Genomic DNA, 18,356 nt, shown 5'->3' with positions numbered 1-18,356 from the left:
GGAACACCGATCCATCCAGGGAGCGCGTCCGTTGGCAGCCATCGCCCGATGGTGCGTGAAGCACCGCCTCGCCGCCGTCCTGCTCTGGCTCCTCGCCCTCGGCGGGGTCGCCACCGGGGCGGCGCTCGCCGGCAGCGCGTACTCCAACGACTACGAGGTCCCCGGGACCGAGTCCGGCCGCGCCACCGCCCTCCTCGGGAAGGGCTTCCACGGCGCCGGCGGTGACACCGACACCATCGTCTGGCACACCGACCGCGGCAGCGTGAGCGCCTCCGGCGTCGAACAGCGGATGACCGGCATGCTCCGCAAGGTCGAGGCCCTCCCCGGCATCGCCTCGGTGACCTCCCCGTACGGCTCCGCGCCGGGCCAGATCAGCGAGGACGGGCACACCGCCTACGCCACCGTCACCTTCGACGCGCAGGCCGGCGACATCCCCGAGGCCGAGGCCCAGGCCCTCGTCGACACCGCCAAGGCCGCCGAGACCGACGGCGTCCAGGTCGAGCTCGGCGGCGCCGCCGTCGGCTCCACGCAGGCCTCCGGCGGGCACATCGCCGAGATCGTCGGCGTGGCCGTCGCCGCCGTCGTCCTCTTCCTCGCCTTCGGCTCCCTCGCCGCGGCCCTGCTGCCCATCGCGACCGCCCTGGTCGGCGTGGGCATCGCCTTCTCCGGCATCGTGCTGCTCGGCCACGTCATGACGGTGGCCGACTTCGCGCCGATGCTCGGCATGCTCATCGGCCTCGGCGTGGGCATCGACTACGCGCTGTTCATCGTCACCAGACACCGCAAGGGCCTCAAACGCGGCCTGCCGGTCGAGGAGGCCGCCCGGACGGCGGTCGCCACCACCGGCCGGGCCGTGGTCTTCGCGGGCGCCACCGTCTGCATCGCGCTGCTCGGCATGCTGATCCTGCGGCTCAGCTTCCTCAACGGCGTCGCCATCGCCGCCTCGCTGACCGTCGTCCTCACCGTCGCGGCCTCCGTCACCCTGCTGCCCGCGCTGCTCTCCCTCATCGGCATGCGCGCCCTCAGCCGCCGCGAGCGGCGGCAGCTCACCGAGCACGGCCCGCAGCCCGAGCTGCCCACCGGCTTCGCCGCCCGCTGGTCCGCCTTCGTCGAGCGCCACCCCAAGCTGCTCGGCGCGGTCGCCGCCGTCGTCATGGTGGTGCTCGCCCTGCCGACGTTCTCGCTCCACCTCGGCTCCTCCGACCAGGGCAACAATCCGGCCACGGCGACCACCCGCAAGGCGTACGACCTGATCGCCGACGGCTTCGGCCCCGGTACGAACGGGCCGCTCACCCTCGTCGCCTCGCTCGACGGCGCCGACGACCGGCTCGCCCTCGACGAGCTGCCGGCCCGCCTCGCGCACACCAAGGGCGTCGAGTCGGTCTCCCCGATCACGTACAACAGCTCCGGCGACACCGCCGTGATCACCGTCGTCCCCGACTCCTCGCCGCAGTCGACCGCCACCAGCGACCTCGTCGACCGGCTCCGCGACCACGTCGTGCCGGCGGCCTCCGACGGCACCTCGCTCCAGGTGCACGTCGGCGGCGTCACCGCCTCCTTCGACGACTTCGCGCAGATCATCGTCGGCAAGCTGCCGCTGTTCGTCGGTGTCGTGATCGCCCTCGGCTGTGTGCTGCTGCTGCTCGCCTTCCGCTCCATCGGCATCCCGCTCAAGGCCGCGCTGATGAACATCATGGCCGTCGCCGGTGCCTTCGGCGTGGTCGTCGCGATCTTCCAGTGGGGCTGGGGGAGCGAGCTGCTGGGCCTCGGCAGCGCCGGGCCCATCGAACCCTTCCTGCCCGTGATCATGGTCTCGGTGCTCTTCGGCCTCTCCATGGACTACCAGGTCTTCCTGGTCAGCCGGATGTACGAGGAGTGGCTGGAGACCGGCGACAACCGCCGCGCGGTCCGGGTCGGGCTCGCCGAGACCAGCCGGGTGATCAACTCGGCGGCGGTCATCATGATCTCCGTCTTCCTCGCCTTCGTGCTCTCCGGCGACCGGGTCGTCGCGATGTTCGGCATCGGGCTCGCCGCGGCCGTCGCCCTCGACGCCTTCGTGCTGCGCACCCTCCTCGTCCCCGCGCTCATGCACATGCTCGGCGGCGCCAACTGGTGGCTGCCCCGCTGGCTGGACCGCCGGCTGCCCCGGATCAGCATCGAACCGCCGGAGTGCCGCGAGGCCGCCGACGCCCGCGCGGAGCTCCCCACGGAGGCCGCCGAGGTCGCGGAGGCCGCCGGGATACCGGCTCAGCGCGTGGTCCTGGCCAAGGCCGAGGACGCCTAGGTGCTCCTCAGCACCCCCTAAGGCACCCCGAGGTACGTCTAAGGCCCCCCGTACGTCGAACATGCGGCACCCGCCCGATGCCGCAGACCCCCCTGGGAGACGAAAGTAGAGGCATCGCAAGGAGCGATACCGAAACCGAAAGCCCCAGGGAGAACACGATGTTCGAGTACCAGCTGCACGTCGCCCGTCACGCCGAGCTCGTCGCCGAGGCCGCCGCCCAGCGCCTGGCCCACGAGGCCGCCCGCGCCGGCCGCCGCGCCCGCCGCACCGGCCGCCAGGAACCGGAGGGGCGGGTGATCGCCGACCGGAACCGCTTCGCCCGGGCCGCGTGACGTCCACATGGTCACCCGTACGAGCGGAACACCGGATCTCTGTGCCATGCTCGGCGCCGTGGAGACCAGGTCAGTCAGCCCCGTCTTCGTCGGCCGCGCCGGCGAACTCAACGCCCTCACCGAGGCGCTCTCCCGCAGCGGCGCGGGAGAGCCCCAGGCGCTCCTCGTCGGCGGCGAGGCCGGTGTCGGAAAGACCCGGCTCATCGAGGAGTTCACCGCCCGAGCCCGCGCCCAGGGCGCCGTCGTCGCTCTCGGCGGCTGCGTCGAGGTCGGCGGCGACGGGCTGCCCTTCGCGCCCTTCTCCACCGCCCTGCGCGCCCTGCGCCGGGAACTGCCCGAGGAGTTCGCCGCCGCCACCGACGGCCAGGAGGGCGAACTCGCCCGGCTCCTCCCCGAACTCGGCGACATCGGCGGCCTCGAACCCGCCGCCGAGGACGCCACCGCCCGCCTCTTCGAGCTGACCGCACGGCTCCTGGAACGCCTCGCCGAGGACCGCACCCTCGTCCTCGTCCTGGAGGACCTGCACTGGGCCGACGCCTCAACCCGGCACCTGCTCGCCTACCTCTTCCGCACCCTCGACCGCGGCCGGATCGCCGTCGTCGCCACCTACCGCGCCGACGACATCCACCGCCGCCACCCGCTGCGCCCGCTGCTCGCCGAACTCGACCGCCTGCGCTCCGTCCGCCGCGTCGAGCTCGCCCGCTTCACCCGCGCCGAGGTGCACCGCCAGCTCACCGGCATCCTCGCCGCCGAACCCGAACCCGCGCTGCTCGACGAGGTGTTCCGCCGCTCCGACGGCAACGCCTTCTTCGTCGAGGAACTCGTCGCCTCCCACGAGTGCGGCTGCGAGGTCGGCTCCCTCAGCGAATCCCTCCGCGACATCCTCCTGGTCCGCGTCGAGACGCTGCCCGAGTCGGCCCAGCGGGTCGTCCGGATCGTCGCCGAAGGCGGCTCCACCGTCGAGTTCGACCTGCTCGCCGCCGTCGCCGGGCTCCCCGAGGACACCCTCATCGAGGCCCTGCGCGCCGCCGTCGGCGCCAACATCCTGCTCGCCGCCCCCGACGGCGACGGCTACCGCTTCCGCCACTCCCTGGTCCGCGAGGCCGTCAGCGACGACCTGCTCCCCGGCGAACGCACGCGCCTGCACCGCCGCTACGCCGAGGCCCTGGAGGCCGACCCCGGCCTTGTCCGCGCCGACGAACGCGCCAACCGGCTCGCCACGTACTGGTACCACGCCAACGACGCCGCCCGGGCCCTGCCCGCCGTGCTCCGCGCCTCCGTCGAGACCCGCAAGCGCCACGCGTACGCCGAGCAGCTCCGGCTCCTCGAACGCGCCCTGGAACTCTGGGACAAGGTCGCCGACGACGTCCGCAGCTCGCTTCGCCCCATCGACTACGCCGAGGCATACCCGGCCTGCGGCTGCGACCCCGAGAACACCCCGCTGCGCTACGTCGACCTGCTCGCCGAGGCCGCCGTCGCCGCCCGCCTCTCCGGCGAACGCGAACGCGCCCTGAAGATCGGCCGGACCGCGCTGCGGATCCTCGACGAGGACGGCGAGCAGGACCCGCTGCGCGCCGCCTGGTTCTACGTCGAGGCGGCCCGCATGAAGTCCAACCTGGCCCGCGGCGACGGCTGGGCCGAGATCGCCCGCGCCCAGGAACTCGTCCGCGGCCTGCCGCCGTCCGCCGTGCACGCCGTCGTCCTCGCCGTCGCCGCCGGCTGGGGCATGCTCCGCAACCCCGGCCACGCCGCCCTCGCCGCCGCCGAACGGGCCGTCGAATACGCCCGTCTGGTCAAGGCCGAGCCGACCGAACTCAACGCCCGGCTCACCCTCGGCACCATCCTGGTCCTCGCCGGGGACGTCGAGGACGGCCTCGCCGAGATGCACGAGGTACGGATGCGCACCACGGCCCTCGGCCAGTTCCACGAGGCCGCCCGCGCCCACGTCAACATCTCCTCCTCGCTGGAGGGGCTCGGCCGCTCCCGCGAGGCCGTGGAGACCGCCACCGCCGGCATCGAGCTGGCCCGCTCCCACGGCCTCGTCGACAGCGCCGGCTGGATCCGCGCCAACCTCGCCGAGTCGCTGTACGCGCTCGGCGAGTGGGACCGGGCCCAGGAGGAGGCCGAGGCGCTGCTGCGCACCGGCGCCGCCGCCACCAAGCCCGGCGGCAGCGCCCTGGCCCTGCTCGCCCAGCTCGCCGTCGGCCGCGGCGACACCACCGCGGCCGCCGCCCGCCTCGCCGAGGCCGCCGAGCGCTACGGCCACGGCCGCGACCCGATACCGCAGTACAACCTGATCGTCGCCCACGTGACCGCCCTCCTGGCCGCCGCCGAGGGCCGGCTCGCCGACGTACGGACCGGGGTCGCCACCGCCGCCGAGGCCGGCTTCCCGCCCGGCACCCACCGCTACGGCTGGCCGATCCTGCTCGCCGCCGCCACCGCCGAGGCCGACAACCTGGGCCTGCCCGCCGCCGCCGAGGGCCGCGCCGCCGCGCTCGACCTGATCCGCCGCAGCGCACGGGGCCTGGCCGCGCCCGCACCCGTCTGGCAGGCCCACTCGCTGCACGTCTCGGCCGAACTCGCCCGCGCCGAGGGCCGCGACACCGCCGAGCGCTGGGCCGAGACCGTCGCCGCCTACGAGCCCCTCGACCGGCCCTACGACCTGGCCCGGGTCCGGCAGCGGCTCGCCGACGCGCTCCTCGCCGAGGGCGGCCGTCGCGACGAGGCCGCCGCGCTGCTCCGCGAGGCCCACACCACCGCCGCACGCCTCGGGGCGCACCCGCTGCGCGAGGACATCGAGCTGCTCGCCGCCCGCGCCCGGCTCGCCCCGGTCACCGGCGCCGCCACGGTCCCGGCACAGCCCGAGCCGGAGCAGGACGACGCCTTCGGTCTGACGCCGCGCGAACAGGACGTGCTGCGGCTCGTCGCCGAGGGCCGCACCAACCGGCAGATCGCCGAGGAGCTGTTCATCTCACCGAAGACGGCCAGCGTCCACGTCTCCAACATCCTCGCGAAGCTGGGCGTCGCGGGGCGCGGCGAGGCGGCGGCGATGGCCCACCGGCTGCGCCTCCTGGAGGCCCCGCCGGTCTGATCAGCCGCGCTCGGCGGCGGGGGAGGCGGGCGGTATGCGTATGGTCACCTTCCCGGAGGTCAGGTCTATCGGCCCCCGGGAGGGATCGCCGTCGCCGAGGTCCTCCCGGGTCAGGGCGAGGCGCTGCCGCTCGTCCTCGGTGTGCTTGCGGCCGGGCGCGAAGAACTCGTCCATGGCGTTGAACATCGGTCTCGCCTTCCTCCTGCGCTAGGGCGAGACCTCCAGGCGGAGGATGCGGTCGTCCCCCGGTTCCGGGGTCCCCCGGGTGTCGGTCTCGTTGGTCACCAGCCAGAGCCGGGTGCCGCCCGCGGTCGCCAGGACCGTGCGCAGCCGCCCGTACTCACCCTTCAGAAACGCCCGAGGCTCTCCGGAACGTTCCGCTCCGGAGAGCGGAACGCGCCACAGCCGCTGCCCCCGCAGCGCGGCCAGCCAGATCGCGCCCCGCGCGTACGCGATGCCGCTCGGCGACGCCTCGTCGGTGGGCCACTGGGCCACCGGGTCGGTGTAGCCGGCCCGCCCGGCGCGGCCCTCGACCACCGGCCAGCCGTAGTTCCGGCCGGGCTCGATCAGATTGAGCTCGTCCCAGGTGTCCTGGCCGAACTCCGACGCCCACAGCCGCCCGTCCGCGTCCCAGGCCAGCCCCTGGACGTTGCGGTGGCCGTACGACCAGACGACGGAGCCGGGGAACGGGTTGCCGGGCGCGGGGCGGCCCTCCGGCGTCATCCGCAGGATCTTGCCGCCGAGCGAGCCCCTGTCCTGGGCGAGCCCGGTCCGCCCGGTCTCGCCGGTCCCCGCGTACAGCATCCCGTCGGGCCCGAAGGCGATCCGGCCGCCGTCGTGCACCAGCCCCTTGGGGATGCCGGTGAGCACCGGCTCCGGCTTCCCGAGCCGGTCGCCGGCCCCGCCGCCGTACCGCATGCGGACGATCCGGTTGTCCGTGGCGGAGGTCAGGTACGCGTACAGCCGGCCGTCCCGCAGCGCGAGGCCGAGCAGCCCGCCCTCGCCGCCCGGGACGACGCCGGGAACCTCGCCGAGCGAGGTCTTGCGGCCGGTCCTCGCGTCGACGCGGGTGATGGTGCGCTCGTCGCGGGAGGAGACGAGCAGATCGCCGCCGGGCAGCTCGACGAGCCCCCACGGCGACTTCAGGTCCCGGGTGAGGGTGCCGAGGACACGGACGCGGGCCGCGGTGGCGGTGGGGGAGGGAGACGAGGAGGGGGAGGACGGGGGCGCCGACGCTGTCGGCGGCGACGAGGGTGCCGACGGGGTCGAGGGCGAGGAGCACCCGGCGGCCAGCAGCAGGGCGGCGACAGCGCCCGCCGCACCCTTCACGACGACTCCGCCTCGGCCTCTGCCCATGCTCCCGGTCCTCTCCGTAGTGCCTGGTCCCTCAGTCCCACGACCCCCGCGGCGCCGGCAGCTTCGCGATCTCCGCGAGGTCCGCCGCGTCCAGGACGAGCTGCGCCGCCCGCGCGTTCTCCACGGCCCACCGCTCCCGCTTCGCGCCCGGGATCGGGATCACGTGCGGGCCCTGGGCCAGCACCCAGGCGAGTGCCACCTGCGCCGGGGTGACGTCCGCGCCGTGCCGGGCCGCGACCCGGCGCAGACCCGCCACCAGAGGCTGGTTGGCGGCCATCATCTCGGCCGTGAAGCGCGGGTGGCGGGCCCGCGGGTCGTCCGCCTCGAAGCCGCCGCCCGGCTTCAGGGTGCCGGTCAGATAGCCGCTGCCCAGCGGCATCGCGGCCAGGAAGCCCACGCCCCGCGCCGCGCACCAGGGCAGCAGCCGCTCCAGGGCCTCCGGCGACCACACCGACAGCTCGGCCTCGACCGCGCTGACCGGGAAGACCTGCTGGATGCGCTCCAGTTGCCGGATCGTTCCGTCATGGTCGCCGCCGCGCGTGCCCCGCCGGGTGGACCGCGCGCCCACCGCGCAGAGCCCGAGCGCCCGCACCTTGCCCGCCCGGACCAGCTCGGCCATGGCGCCCCAGGTCTCCTCGACCGGCACCTCGGGGTCGGCCCGGTGCAGCTGGTAGAGGTCGATCACATCGGTCTGGAGCCGCCGCAGCGAGGCGTCGCAGGCGCGGCGGACATAGCCGGGGCGGCCGTTGGCCACGACGTGCCCGTCGCCCACGAGCAGCCCGCACTTCGTCGACACGAAGGCGTCCGCCCGGCGTTCCCTGAGCACCCGGCCGAGCAGCAGCTCGTTGGTGAACGGGCCGTACATGTCGGCGGTGTCGAGCAGGCTCACCCCGGCGTCCAGGGCCGCGTGCACCGCCCGCAGCGAACGGTCGCCCCGCCGCTCCGAGCCGCTGTACGCCCAGCTCATCGGCATGCAGCCGAGACCCACCGCCCCCACCCCGAGCGCCGCCGCCCCGATCGTCCTGCGCTCCACCGTGCCGCTACCCCTCCCTGTGCCGTCCCCCAAAGTAACCAATGGCGCGCGGGATCCTTCGCATAGCCTCGCGGACATGACACTCGAACAGACCGCACCCGCCGGCGCCACCGACGTGTGGCTTCCGATCCCCGCCGAGGAGATCGACGGACTCCCCGCGCCGGGCACGGCGGGCCTGAACTACCGTTTCTGGGACGGCGAACCGGACTTCCCGGCCGATCCGGCGAACTGCGCCTTCTACGTCGTGCCGTACATGAAGGGCGAGGCGGTCGCCGTCCGGCCGCTCGCCGGGATGACCAACGTCCGGGCCGTGCAGACCCTGTCCGCCGGCATCGACCACGTCACCCCCGGTCTCGGCGCGCTGCGGCCGGGCGTCCGGCTGTGCAACGCCCGGGGCGTGCACGAGGCCAGCACGGCCGAGCTGACGCTCGCCCTGATCCTCGCCTCGCTGCGCGGCGTCCCGGGCTTCGTGCGCGGCCAGGACGCGGAGGAGTGGCGGGCCGGTTTCTACCCGGCGCTCGCCGACAAGTCGGTGCTGATCGTCGGGTACGGGTCGATCGGCGCCGCCATCGAGGACCGGCTCGCGCCCTTCGAGTGCGCGCGGGTCGTGCGCGTCGCGCGCTCCGCGCGTGCCACGGAGCGCGGTCCCGTGCACCCGCTCACCGAACTGCCCGCGCTGCTGCCCGAGGCCGACGTGGTCGTGCTCTCCGTACCGCTGACCCCCGAGAGCCGTCACCTCGCCGACGCGGGCTTCCTCGCCCGGATGAAGGACGGTGCGCTGCTGGTCAACGTGGCGCGCGGCTCCGTGGTGGACACCGCGGCGCTCCTGAAGGAGGTGGAGAGCGGCCGGATCACGGCGGCGCTCGACGTCACCGACCCCGAACCGCTGCCCGCCGGCCACCCGCTGTGGCACGCTCCGGGCGTCCTCGTCACCCCTCATGTGGGCGGTTCCACCTCGGCGTTCATGCCCCGCGCGAAGCGCCTGCTCGCGGCCCAGCTGACGCGGTTCGCCGCGGGGCAGGAGCTCGCGAACGTCGTCCTGACCACGTGAGGCCGCTCCGGGCGGGCAAGCCTCCGGAGTGCGCCGGACACAAGCCCCCTGGTCATCACGCAGAGTACTTATCCCCTGTCCCTGAGTGACGATCCTGGTGTATCGTCCCGGAGCGGGGGACTGCGTCGAGGTACGGGCAGACGCTGGGGAGCGAAGTGACGGGACATCAGATTCCGAGGGGGGCGACGGGTGAAGCACGGCCGAGCGACCGCCGATCCGGCGCGGCCACGCCGCCGCCGGCCGCCCTCCCGACGACCCTCCCGGACCGCACGGTCCCGGACCAGCCCGCCACCTCCGACAGGCCGGAACCGCCCCCCGTCGAGCGCCGCCCGCCCGGGGACCGGACTGCCGCACCCGAGCGGTCCTCCGTCGAGCGCCGCATGCCTGCGGGCGCGCCCGAGCCGTCCGCCGTCGAGCGCGGCGCGCCCGGCGCCCCCGGCCGCCCCCTCGTCGTCCCCGCCCCCCGCGCGAGCGACACCGCGACCGCGGACGGCACCGACGGCCTCGCCCCCGGCGCGGCCGCCGGGCAGGACGCGACGGCCGCCGACGCCGCCGCGCCCCGCTCGCCCGGGGCGTGCCGTGGTGTCGAGCCGGCCGGTGGGTGCGGCGGGCATGCCGGGGTGCGGTCGGAGGGGGTCGTGGACGGGGCCGCGCCGCAGCGGGCGCACGGGCACCCGTGCGAGTTTCCGGAGGAGCCGGTGAGCACCGGGACGCTCGTCCGAAGCCGGGCCGGGGCCGGGGCCGGGGCGGCGCGGCCCGGGGTGCCGCAGCGGCCCGCGGGCGGGGCCGGCGGGGTGATCGCGCAGATCGGGCTCGGGCTCATCTGCGGCGGATACGCGACCGGCGCCGCGCTCGGCTGGGGCTCCGAGGAACTCGCGCTCGTCATGGGTGACTTCGGGCTGAGCGCTGCCGCGCTCGCCGCCGCCGTCTCCTGCCTGCTCTACGCCCGCGGCCGCCACCGCGTCTTCCGCCCCGCCTGGCTGCTCTTCGCCTTCTCGTCCTTCATGGCCTCCGCCGGGAACGCCGTCTGGGGCTGGTACGAGGTGGTGCTGCGCCGCCCGGTGCCCAGCCCCTCCGTCGCCGACCTGTGCTTCCTGCTCTTCGCACCGCCCGCGATCGTCGGGCTGCTCGTCCTCGCCAAGCGGCCGGTGACCCGGGCCGGCTGGGTCTGCCTGGGGCTCGACGCCTGGCTGATCGGCGGCTCGCTGCTCACCCTCTCGTGGAGCCTCGCCCTCGCGCACACCGCGTACGTGCCCGGCGAGAGCGTCGCGCGGGCCGCGCTCTCGCTCGCGTACCCGCTGCTCGACATCGTCCTCGTCAGCATGGTGCTCGCGCTGCACTTCCGCCGCTCCCACCTCAACCGCTCCGCGGTCAACACGGCCATCGCCGCCCTCGCGCTCACCGTGCTGTGCGACGCCCTGTTCACCTCGCCGCTGCTGCGCGAGCACTACAGCTCCGGGCAGCTCCTGGACGCCGGCTGGTTCGCGGGCTCCCTGCTGCTCGCCTACGCGCCCTGGGGTGCGCGCCGGCACGCCGACCCGCCGCCCGCGCCGGCCCGCACCGCCCGGCACCCGCACAGCCGCCCCCTCGCCGGATCGCTGGCCGCCCTCACGCCGTACCTCGCGGCGGCGGTCTGCACCCTGAGCATCCTGTACAACGTCGTCGAGGGACGCAGAGTGGACCGCGTCGTCGTCCTCACCGGCTGCGCCGTGGTGCTCGCCCTGGTCGTCCGGCAGGGCATCATGCTGCTCGACAACATCGCCCTCACCCACGAACTGGCCCAGAAGGAGAACCACTTCAGGTCGCTCGTGCAGGGCTCCAGCGACGTCATCATGATCGCCGCGCCCACCGGCATACTGCGGTACGTCAGCCCCGCCGCCGCCGGCGTGTACGGGCGCGAGGCGGAGGACCTGGTCGGCTCCGAGCTGGCCTCGCTCATCCACCCCGAGGACCTCGGCGCAGTCGTCCACGAGGTGCGCCGCTTCCTGGCCGCGCCGCCCGCCGAGGAGCCCACCACCCGGATCGAGTGCCGCTTCCGCTCCGGCACCGGCGCCTGGCTGAACGTCGAGTCCACCGTCAACCGCCACCAGGGCGGCCTGCTCTTCAACAGCCGCGACGTCACCGAGCGGGTCCGCCTGCAGGCGCAGCTGCGGCACAACGCCGAGCACGACCCGCTCACCGACCTGCCCAACCGCGCCCTGTTCACCGAGCGGGTGCGCGGCGCGCTCGGCGGCCGCCGCGCCACCGACCCGGGCACCGCCGTGCTCTTCATCGACCTGGACGGCTTCAAGGCGGTCAACGACCGCCTCGGCCACCAGGCCGGTGACGAGCTGCTCGTCCAGGCCGCCCGCCGGCTCCAGGACGCCGTACGGGCCGGGGACACCGCCGCAAGGCTCGGCGGCGACGAGTTCGCCGCGCTCATCCTCGGCGACGGCACCCGCGACCAGGCCGCCCGCGAGTGCCGCGTCCACGACATCGCCGACCGGCTGCGGGTCCGGCTCTCCCAGCCGTACCGCCTGCAGGCGGGGAACGAGGTGCGGGTCGCCGCCTCGATCGGCGTCGCCTTCGCCGAGCCCGGCATCAGCGCCGGCGACCTGCTGCGCAACGCCGACCTCGCGATGTACCGGGCCAAGGCCGGCGGCAAGGACCGGGTCGAGCTCTACGCCCCGCAGATGCAGGCCGAGGTGGTCAAGCGCACCGAGCTCGCCGCCCGGCTGCGCACGGCCCTGCACGACGGCGAGTTCGCCCTGCTGCACCAGCCCGTGGTGGACCTCGCCACCGGCCGGATCACCGCCGTCGCCGCCCAGGCCCGCTGGCGCTCCGCGCAGGGCATCCTGTTCACCCCGGCCGAGTTCCTGCGGGCCGCCGACGACGGCGAGCGCACCGCCGAGCTCGGACGGTGGCTCCTGGAGGAGGCCGTCGAGCAGGCCGCCGAACGGGCCGGAATCGGCCACCGCACCCCGGTCACCGTCCGGCTCTCCGCCCGCCGGCTGCTCGACCGGTCCATGCCGCTCGGCTCCGTCGAGGCCCTGCTCACCCGGCACGGGCTGCCCTCCGGGTCCCTGATCATCGAGCTCGCCGACACCGACCCGCGGGACCCCCGGGTGACCTTCGACGAGCTGGAGCAGCGGCTCGCCGCCCTGCGCCGGCTCGGCGTCCGGATCGCCCTCGACGGCTTCGGCAGCGGCCACGCCGCCATCAGCGCGCTGCGCAGGCTCCCCGTGGACCTGCTGAAGCTGGACCGGGGCCTGGTCGAGGGCGTGGTGGAATCGGCCAGACTGCGCAAGATCACCAGCGGTCTGCTGCGCATCGCCGGCGACCTCGGGATGCAGTCCGTCGCCGACGGCGTCGACATGCCCGAGCAGGTCCTCGCCCTGCGCGCCATGGGCTGCACCCACGGCCAGGGCATGGCCTTCTCCGGCCCGCTCGACGAGTACCGGCTGCGCCGCGCGCTGGTCCGGGACGAGTACCCGCTGCCGGGTGCGTCCGTTCCGGTGAACGCGGCGACCGCCGCGACCCCGGTGAGCGCTCTGACCGCCGGAAACCGGCCTCCCGTGCGCTCACATGATGAGACGCCCGTCCCACCCACTTGACAGTGACAGCGCGTCGGGGGGAGGGTCAGTGCCATGCGCACCCGAATTCTCGTACTTGGCAAGCGCGTCGGCTGAGGCAGGCCCCCAGAAGGTCCGCCTGAAAAGCACCCGACGCGCTCCCCTCGCTTGCCTCACGGCACGAGGGGTTTTTTGTTGCACCGGAACACCCCGAAGTCGTACCAAACCCTCGCAAAAACCCTCTGCTTCGAGAAGAGAATGCTGATGACCGAGCAGGCCACCGGGCACCATCCGCAGCCGCGACCCCGTAGCGGCGCACAGCCCGCCACCACCGTCGAGCACGTCACGGGTGCGCAGTCCCTCATCCGCTCTCTCGAGGAAGTGGGCGCCGACACCGTCTTCGGCATCCCCGGCGGCGCCATCCTCCCGGCGTACGACCCGATGATGGACTCGCAGCGGGTCCGCCACATCCTGGTCCGCCACGAGCAGGGCGCGGGCCACGCCGCCACCGGCTACGCCCAGGCCACCGGCAAGGTCGGCGTCTGCATGGCGACCTCCGGGCCGGGCGCCACCAACCTGGTCACCCCGATCGCCGACGCCCACATGGACTCGGTCCCGCTGGTCGCGATCACCGGCCAGGTCGCCTCCAAGGCGATCGGCACCGACGCCTTCCAGGAGGCGGACATCTGCGGCATCACGATGCCGATCACCAAGCACAACTTCCTGGTCACCAAGGCCGAGGACATCCCGCGGACGATCGCCGAGGCGTTCCACATCGCCGCCACCGGCCGCCCCGGCCCGGTCCTGGTCGACATCGCCAAGGACGCCCTCCAGGCGAAGACGGTCTTCAGCTGGCCGCCGCAGACCGACCTGCCCGGCTACCGCCCGGTGACCAAGCCGCACGCCAAGCAGATCCGCGAGGCGGCCAAGCTGATCACCTCCGCCAAGCGGCCCGTCCTGTACGTCGGCGGCGGCGTCATCAAGGCCGGCGCCACCGCCGAGCTGAAGGTCCTCGCCGAGCTCACCGGCGCCCCGGTCACCACCACCCTGATGGCGCTCGGCGCGTTCCCCGACAGCCACCCGCTGCACGTCGGCATGCCCGGCATGCACGGTGCCGTCACCGCCGTCACCGCCCTGCAGAAGGCCGACCTGATCGTCGCCCTCGGCGCCCGCTTCGACGACCGCGTCACCGGCAAGCTGGACAGCTTCGCCCCGTACGCCAAGATCGTCCACGCCGACATCGACCCGGCCGAGATCGGCAAGAACCGCGCCGCCGACGTCCCGATCGTCGGTGACGCCCGCGAGGTCATCGCCGACCTGGTCCAGGCCGTCCAGGCCGAGCACACCGAGGGCCACAAGGGCGACTACAGCGCCTGGTGGAGCGACCTCAGCCGCTGGCGCGAGACCTACCCGCTCGGCTACGACCTGCCCGAGGACGGCAGCCTGTCGCCGCAGCAGGTCATCCAGCGCGTCGGCGCGCTGGCCCCGGAGGGCACGATCTTCGCCGCCGGCGTCGGCCAGCACCAGATGTGGGCCGCGCACTTCGTCGACTACGAGCAGCCGCGCACCTGGCTCAACTCCGGCGGCGCCGGCACGATGGGCTACGCCGTCCCGGCCGCCATGGGCGCCAAGGCCGGCGCGCCGGACCGTACGGTCTGGGCCATCGACGGCGACGGCTGCTTCCAGATGACCAACCAGGAACTGGTCACCTGCGCCCTGAACAACATCCCGATCAAGGTCGCCATCATCAACAACGGCGCCCTCGGCATGGTCCGCCAGTGGCAGACGCTGTTCTACAACCAGCGCTACTCCAACACGGTGCTGCACTCCGGCCCGGACGACGTCAACCCGGACGCCCGGGGCACCCGTATCCCGGACTTCGTCAAGCTGTCCGAGGCCATGGGCTGCGTCGCGCTGCGCTGTGAGGACCCGGCCGACCTCGACAAGGTCATCGCCGAGGCCAACGCCATCAACGACCGCCCGGTCGTGATCGACTTCATCGTCCACGAGGACGCCCAGGTCTGGCCGATGGTCGCCGCGGGCACCTCCAACGACGAGGTCATGGCCGCCCGGGGCGTCCGCCCCGACTTCGGCGACGGCGAAGACGACTGAGCCGCAGAGCGAAGAAGAGCTAGAGGGAAGAGACCCACACCATGTCCACCAAGCACACGCTCTCCGTCCTGGTCGAGAACACCCCCGGCATCCTCGCCCGGATCGCCGCCCTGTTCTCCCGTCGCGGCTTCAACATCGACTCCCTCGCCGTCGGTGTCACCGAGCACCCCGACATCAGCCGCATCACCATCGTGGTCAATGTCGAGGACCTGCCCCTTGAGCAGGTGACCAAGCAGCTCAACAAGCTGGTCAACGTCCTGAAGATCGTCGAACTCGAGCCCAGCGCTGCGATCCAGCGCGAGCTCGTCCTGGTGAAGGTCCGCGCCGACAACGAGACCCGCTCCCAGATCGTCGAGATCGTCCAGCTCTTCCGAGCGAAGACCGTGGACGTCTCGCCGGAGGCGGTCACCATCGAGGCCACCGGTTCGAGTGACAAGCTCGAGGCGATGCTGAAGATGCTGGAGCAGTTCGGCATCAAGGAGCTCGTCCAGTCCGGCACGATCGCCATAGGGCGTGGCGCCCGGTCCATCACGGACCGGTCCCTGCGGGCCCTCGACCGCAGCGCGTGACACTCTCTGTCGTCAACAGGCCGTGACCGCCGGTCCACCCGGCGGTCCGCCTGGCGAGACCCGAAAACCTTCCTCCCGCACCCCGCCGTACGGTGGGAGCAACACCAGCACCTCAAGGAGATTCCCAGTGGCCGAGCTGTTCTACGACGCCGACGCCGACCTGTCCATCATCCAGGGCCGCAAGGTCGCGGTGATCGGCTACGGCAGCCAGGGACACGCCCACGCGCTGTCGCTCCGCGACTCGGGCGTGGACGTCCGCGTCGGTCTGCACGAGGGCTCCAAGTCCAAGGCCAAGGCCGAGGAGCAGGGCCTGCGCGTCGTGACGCCCGCCGAGGCCGCCGCCGAGGCCGACGTCATCATGATCCTCATCCCGGACCCGATCCAGGCCCAGGTCTACGAGGAGTCCATCGCCCCGAACCTGAAGGACGGCGACGCCCTCTTCTTCGCCCACGGCTTCAACGTCCGCTTCGGCTTCATCAAGCCCCCGGCCGGCGTCGACGTCGCGCTGGTCGCCCCGAAGGGCCCGGGCCACCTGGTCCGCCGCCAGTACGAGGAGGGTCGCGGCGTCCCGGCGATCGCCGCCGTCGAGAAGGACGCCACGGGCAACGCGTTCGCCCTGGCCCTGTCGTACGCCAAGGCCATCGGCGGCACCCGCGCCGGCGTCATCAAGACGACCTTCACCGAGGAGACCGAGACCGACCTCTTCGGCGAGCAGGCCGTCCTCTGCGGTGGCGCCAGCGCCCTCGTCAAGGCGGGCTTCGAGACCCTCGTCGAGGCCGGCTACCAGCCGGAGATCGCGTACTTCGAGTGCCTCCACGAGCTGAAGCTGATCGTGGACCTCATGTACGAGGGCGGCCTGGAGAAGATGCGCTGGTCCGTCTCCGAGACCGCCGAGTGGGGCGACTACATCACCGGCCCGCGCATCATCACGGACGCCACCAAGGCCGAGATGAAGAAGGTCCTCGCGGAGATCCAGGACGGCACCTTCGCCAAGAACTGGATGGACGAGTACCACGGCGGCCTGAAGAAGTACAACGAGTACAAGACCCAGGACGAGAAGCACCTCCTGGAGACCACCGGCAAGGAGCTGCGCAAGCTCATGAGCTGGGTGAACGACGAGGAGGCGTAAGCCTCCAAGGCAAGGGGCCGGGCGGTTCGTCCGGCCCCGTGCCACATCCTGGACACCTCGTCCCACGGCCTTGGACACCCCGTCCAACCACGGATGAGTGATCCTGCCAAGGAGGCGCAGGAACCGTGTCCCCGCACCACTACACTGCTCAACAACATCGCGTCTGGCCCACAGCGTCGTGCGCTTTCACGCGGCTAGCCCCCTCCACTGCTGCGGCCGTCGGGACGGCCGTCCGCACCGTCTCTGTGAGGACTCAACGTGAGCTCGAAACCCGTCGTACTCATCGCTGAAGAGCTGTCGCCCGCCACCGTCGACGCCCTGGGCCCGGACTTCGAGATCCGGCACTGCAACGGCGCGGACCGCGCCGAACTGCTCCCCGCGATCGCCGATGTCGACGCCATCCTGATCCGCTCCGCGACCAAGGTCGACGCGGAGGCCATCGCCGCCGCCAAGAAGCTGCGGGTCGTCGCCCGCGCCGGTGTCGGCCTGGACAACGTGGACGTCTCCGCCGCCACCAAGGCCGGCGTGATGGTCGTCAACGCCCCGACCTCCAACATCGTCACCGCCGCCGAGCTCGCGTGCGGTCTGCTCGTCGCCACCGCGCGCAATATCCCGCAGGCCAACACCGCGCTGAAGAACGGCGAGTGGAAGCGCTCGAAGTACACGGGCGTCGAGCTCAGCGAGAAGACCCTCGGCGTCGTCGGCCTCGGCCGCATCGGCGTCCTGGTCGCCCAGCGGATGTCCGCCTTCGGCATGAAGATCGTCGCGTACGACCCCTACGTGCAGCCGGCCCGCGCCGCCCAGATGGGCGTGAAGCTGCTGTCCCTGGACGAGCTGCTCGAGGTCGCCGACTTCATCACCGTCCACCTGCCGAAGACCCCCGAGACCCTCGGTCTCATCGGCGACGAGGCGCTGCACAAGGTCAAGCCGTCGGTCCGGATCGTCAACGCCGCGCGCGGCGGCATCGTGGACGAGGCGGCGCTGTACTCGGCGCTCAAGGAGGGCCGGGTCGCCGGCGCGGGCCTCGACGTGTACGCGAAGGAGCCCTGCACGGACTCCCCGCTCTTCGAGCTCGACCAGGTCGTCTGCACCCCGCACCTCGGTGCCTCCACGGACGAGGCCCAGGAGAAGGCCGGTATCGCGGTCGCCAAGTCGGTGCGCCTGGCGCTCGCCGGCGAGCTGGTCCCGGACGCGGTCAACGTGCAGGGCGGCGTCATCGCCGAGGACGTCAAGCCGGGTCTGCCGCTCGCCGAGAAGCTCGGCCGGATCTTCACGGCGCTCGCCGGCGAGGTCGCGGCCCGCCTCGACGTCGAGGTGTACGGCGAGATCACCCAGCACGACGTGAAGGTGCTCGAACTCTCCGCGCTCAAGGGCGTGTTCGAGGACGTCGTCGACGAGACGGTGTCGTACGTCAACGCGCCGCTGTTCGCGCAGGAGCGCGGTGTCGAGGTGCGCCTGACGACGAGCTCCGAGTCGCCCGACCACCGCAACATGGTCACCGTGCGCGGCACGCTGGCGAACGGTCAGGAGGTCTCGGTCTCCGGCACGCTCGCGGGCCCGAAGCACCTGCAGAAGATCGTCGCGGTCGGCGACTACGACGTGGACCTGGCGCTCGCCGACCACATGGCGGTGCTGCGCTACGAGGACCGTCCCGGTGTCGTCGGCACGGTGGGCCGGATCCTCGGCGAGGCCGGTCTGAACATCGCGGGCATGCAGGTCTCCCGGACCGTGGAGGGCGGCGAGGCGCTGGTCGTGCTCACCGTCGACGAGACCGTCCCGGCGAACGTGCTCGCGGACATCGCCGCCGAGATCGGCGCCGCCTCGGCCCGCTCGGTCAACCTGGTCTGA

12 protein-coding genes are annotated in these 18,356 nt (G+C 73.2%); 9 read left to right on the top strand and 3 right to left on the bottom strand.

From position 1 onward, the window contains the following. Positions 1-31 precede the first annotated feature (31 nt). The 3 genes from ACIRSU_RS14155 to ACIRSU_RS14145 all read left to right on the top strand — a co-directional run bounded on the left by ACIRSU_RS14155 (position 32) and on the right by ACIRSU_RS14145 (position 5,707). Positions 32-2,284 (top strand): MMPL family transporter, encoded by a 2,253-nt coding sequence (locus tag ACIRSU_RS14155; RefSeq protein ID WP_403791832.1) that lies wholly within the window; start codon positions 32-34, stop codon positions 2,282-2,284. A 158-nt stretch (positions 2,285-2,442) separates the two neighbouring features. Further along, positions 2,443-2,616 (top strand): hypothetical protein, encoded by a 174-nt coding sequence (locus tag ACIRSU_RS14150; protein WP_403791830.1) that lies wholly within the window; start codon positions 2,443-2,445, stop codon positions 2,614-2,616. 46 nt (positions 2,617-2,662) lie between these two features. After that, positions 2,663-5,707: an AAA family ATPase gene (locus tag ACIRSU_RS14145; RefSeq protein ID WP_403791828.1), complete on the top strand. Its 3,045-nt coding sequence runs from the start codon at positions 2,663-2,665 to the stop codon at positions 5,705-5,707. Here the strand turns inward: ACIRSU_RS14145 and ACIRSU_RS14140 are convergent, their stop codons facing one another. From ACIRSU_RS14140 to ACIRSU_RS14130, 3 genes are read right to left on the bottom strand one after another with little or no spacing between them, the layout of a single operon-like run. Next, the gene (locus ACIRSU_RS14140) at positions 5,708-5,893 is read right to left on the bottom strand and encodes a DUF6191 domain-containing protein (RefSeq protein WP_403791826.1); all 186 of its coding nucleotides are present in this window, start codon (positions 5,891-5,893) and stop codon (positions 5,708-5,710) included. A gap of 21 nt (positions 5,894-5,914) precedes the next feature. Beyond that, on the bottom strand, positions 5,915-7,063 hold the full coding sequence (locus tag ACIRSU_RS14135; RefSeq protein WP_403791825.1) for a PQQ-dependent sugar dehydrogenase: 1,149 nt from the start codon (positions 7,061-7,063) through the stop codon (positions 5,915-5,917). 31 nt (positions 7,064-7,094) lie between these two features. Continuing rightward, a complete protein-coding gene (locus ACIRSU_RS14130) occupies positions 7,095-8,096 on the bottom strand; it encodes an aldo/keto reductase (protein WP_403791823.1) in 1,002 nt (333 codons plus the stop codon). A gap of 76 nt (positions 8,097-8,172) precedes the next feature. Here ACIRSU_RS14130 and ACIRSU_RS14125 point away from each other — a divergent pair, with 76 nt between their 5' ends. The 6 genes from ACIRSU_RS14125 to serA all read left to right on the top strand — a co-directional run bounded on the left by ACIRSU_RS14125 (position 8,173) and on the right by serA (position 18,356). Continuing rightward, positions 8,173-9,147, top strand: a complete 975-nt coding sequence (locus ACIRSU_RS14125; RefSeq protein WP_403791821.1) for a 2-hydroxyacid dehydrogenase — start codon at positions 8,173-8,175, stop codon at positions 9,145-9,147. Positions 9,148-9,527: 380 nt separating this feature from the next. Continuing rightward, a complete protein-coding gene (locus ACIRSU_RS14120; RefSeq protein WP_403791819.1) occupies positions 9,528-12,740 on the top strand; it encodes a putative bifunctional diguanylate cyclase/phosphodiesterase in 3,213 nt (1,070 codons plus the stop codon). Between the two features lie 216 nt (positions 12,741-12,956). Next, a complete protein-coding gene (locus tag ACIRSU_RS14115) occupies positions 12,957-14,810 on the top strand; it encodes an acetolactate synthase large subunit (protein ID WP_403791817.1) in 1,854 nt (617 codons plus the stop codon). A gap of 41 nt (positions 14,811-14,851) precedes the next feature. After that, the gene (gene ilvN, locus ACIRSU_RS14110; RefSeq protein WP_046905405.1) at positions 14,852-15,379 is read left to right on the top strand and encodes an acetolactate synthase small subunit; all 528 of its coding nucleotides are present in this window, start codon (positions 14,852-14,854) and stop codon (positions 15,377-15,379) included. Positions 15,380-15,506: 127 nt separating this feature from the next. Next, positions 15,507-16,508: a ketol-acid reductoisomerase gene (gene ilvC / locus ACIRSU_RS14105; RefSeq protein WP_403791815.1), complete on the top strand. Its 1,002-nt coding sequence runs from the start codon at positions 15,507-15,509 to the stop codon at positions 16,506-16,508. 258 nt (positions 16,509-16,766) lie between these two features. Then, positions 16,767-18,356 (top strand): phosphoglycerate dehydrogenase, encoded by a 1,590-nt coding sequence (serA, locus tag ACIRSU_RS14100; protein ID WP_403791813.1) that lies wholly within the window; start codon positions 16,767-16,769, stop codon positions 18,354-18,356.

It is taken from the genome of Streptomyces sp. NPDC101160 (assembly GCF_044768205.1).
Classification (GTDB): Bacteria; Actinomycetota; Actinomycetes; order Streptomycetales; family Streptomycetaceae; genus Streptomyces.
This window is presented reverse-complemented; position numbering and strand designations above follow the sequence as displayed.

Excerpts from the sequence above, each read along its gene's own strand:
- ACIRSU_RS14115 (WP_403791817.1), top strand. The coding sequence starts at position 12,957 with ATGCTGATGACCGAGCAGGCCACCGGGCACCATCCGCAGCCGCGACCC.
- ACIRSU_RS14125 (WP_403791821.1), top strand. The coding sequence starts at position 8,173 with ATGACACTCGAACAGACCGCACCCGCCGGCGCCACCGACGTGTGGCTT.
- ACIRSU_RS14120 (WP_403791819.1), top strand. The coding sequence starts at position 9,528 with ATGCCTGCGGGCGCGCCCGAGCCGTCCGCCGTCGAGCGCGGCGCGCCC.
- ilvN (WP_046905405.1), top strand. The coding sequence starts at position 14,852 with ATGTCCACCAAGCACACGCTCTCCGTCCTGGTCGAGAACACCCCCGGC.
- ACIRSU_RS14150 (WP_403791830.1), top strand. The coding sequence starts at position 2,443 with ATGTTCGAGTACCAGCTGCACGTCGCCCGTCACGCCGAGCTCGTCGCC.
- ACIRSU_RS14145 (WP_403791828.1), top strand. The coding sequence starts at position 2,663 with ATGCTCGGCGCCGTGGAGACCAGGTCAGTCAGCCCCGTCTTCGTCGGC.
- ACIRSU_RS14135 (WP_403791825.1), bottom strand. The coding sequence starts at position 7,063 with ATGGGCAGAGGCCGAGGCGGAGTCGTCGTGAAGGGTGCGGCGGGCGCT.
- ACIRSU_RS14140 (WP_403791826.1), bottom strand. The coding sequence starts at position 5,893 with ATGTTCAACGCCATGGACGAGTTCTTCGCGCCCGGCCGCAAGCACACC.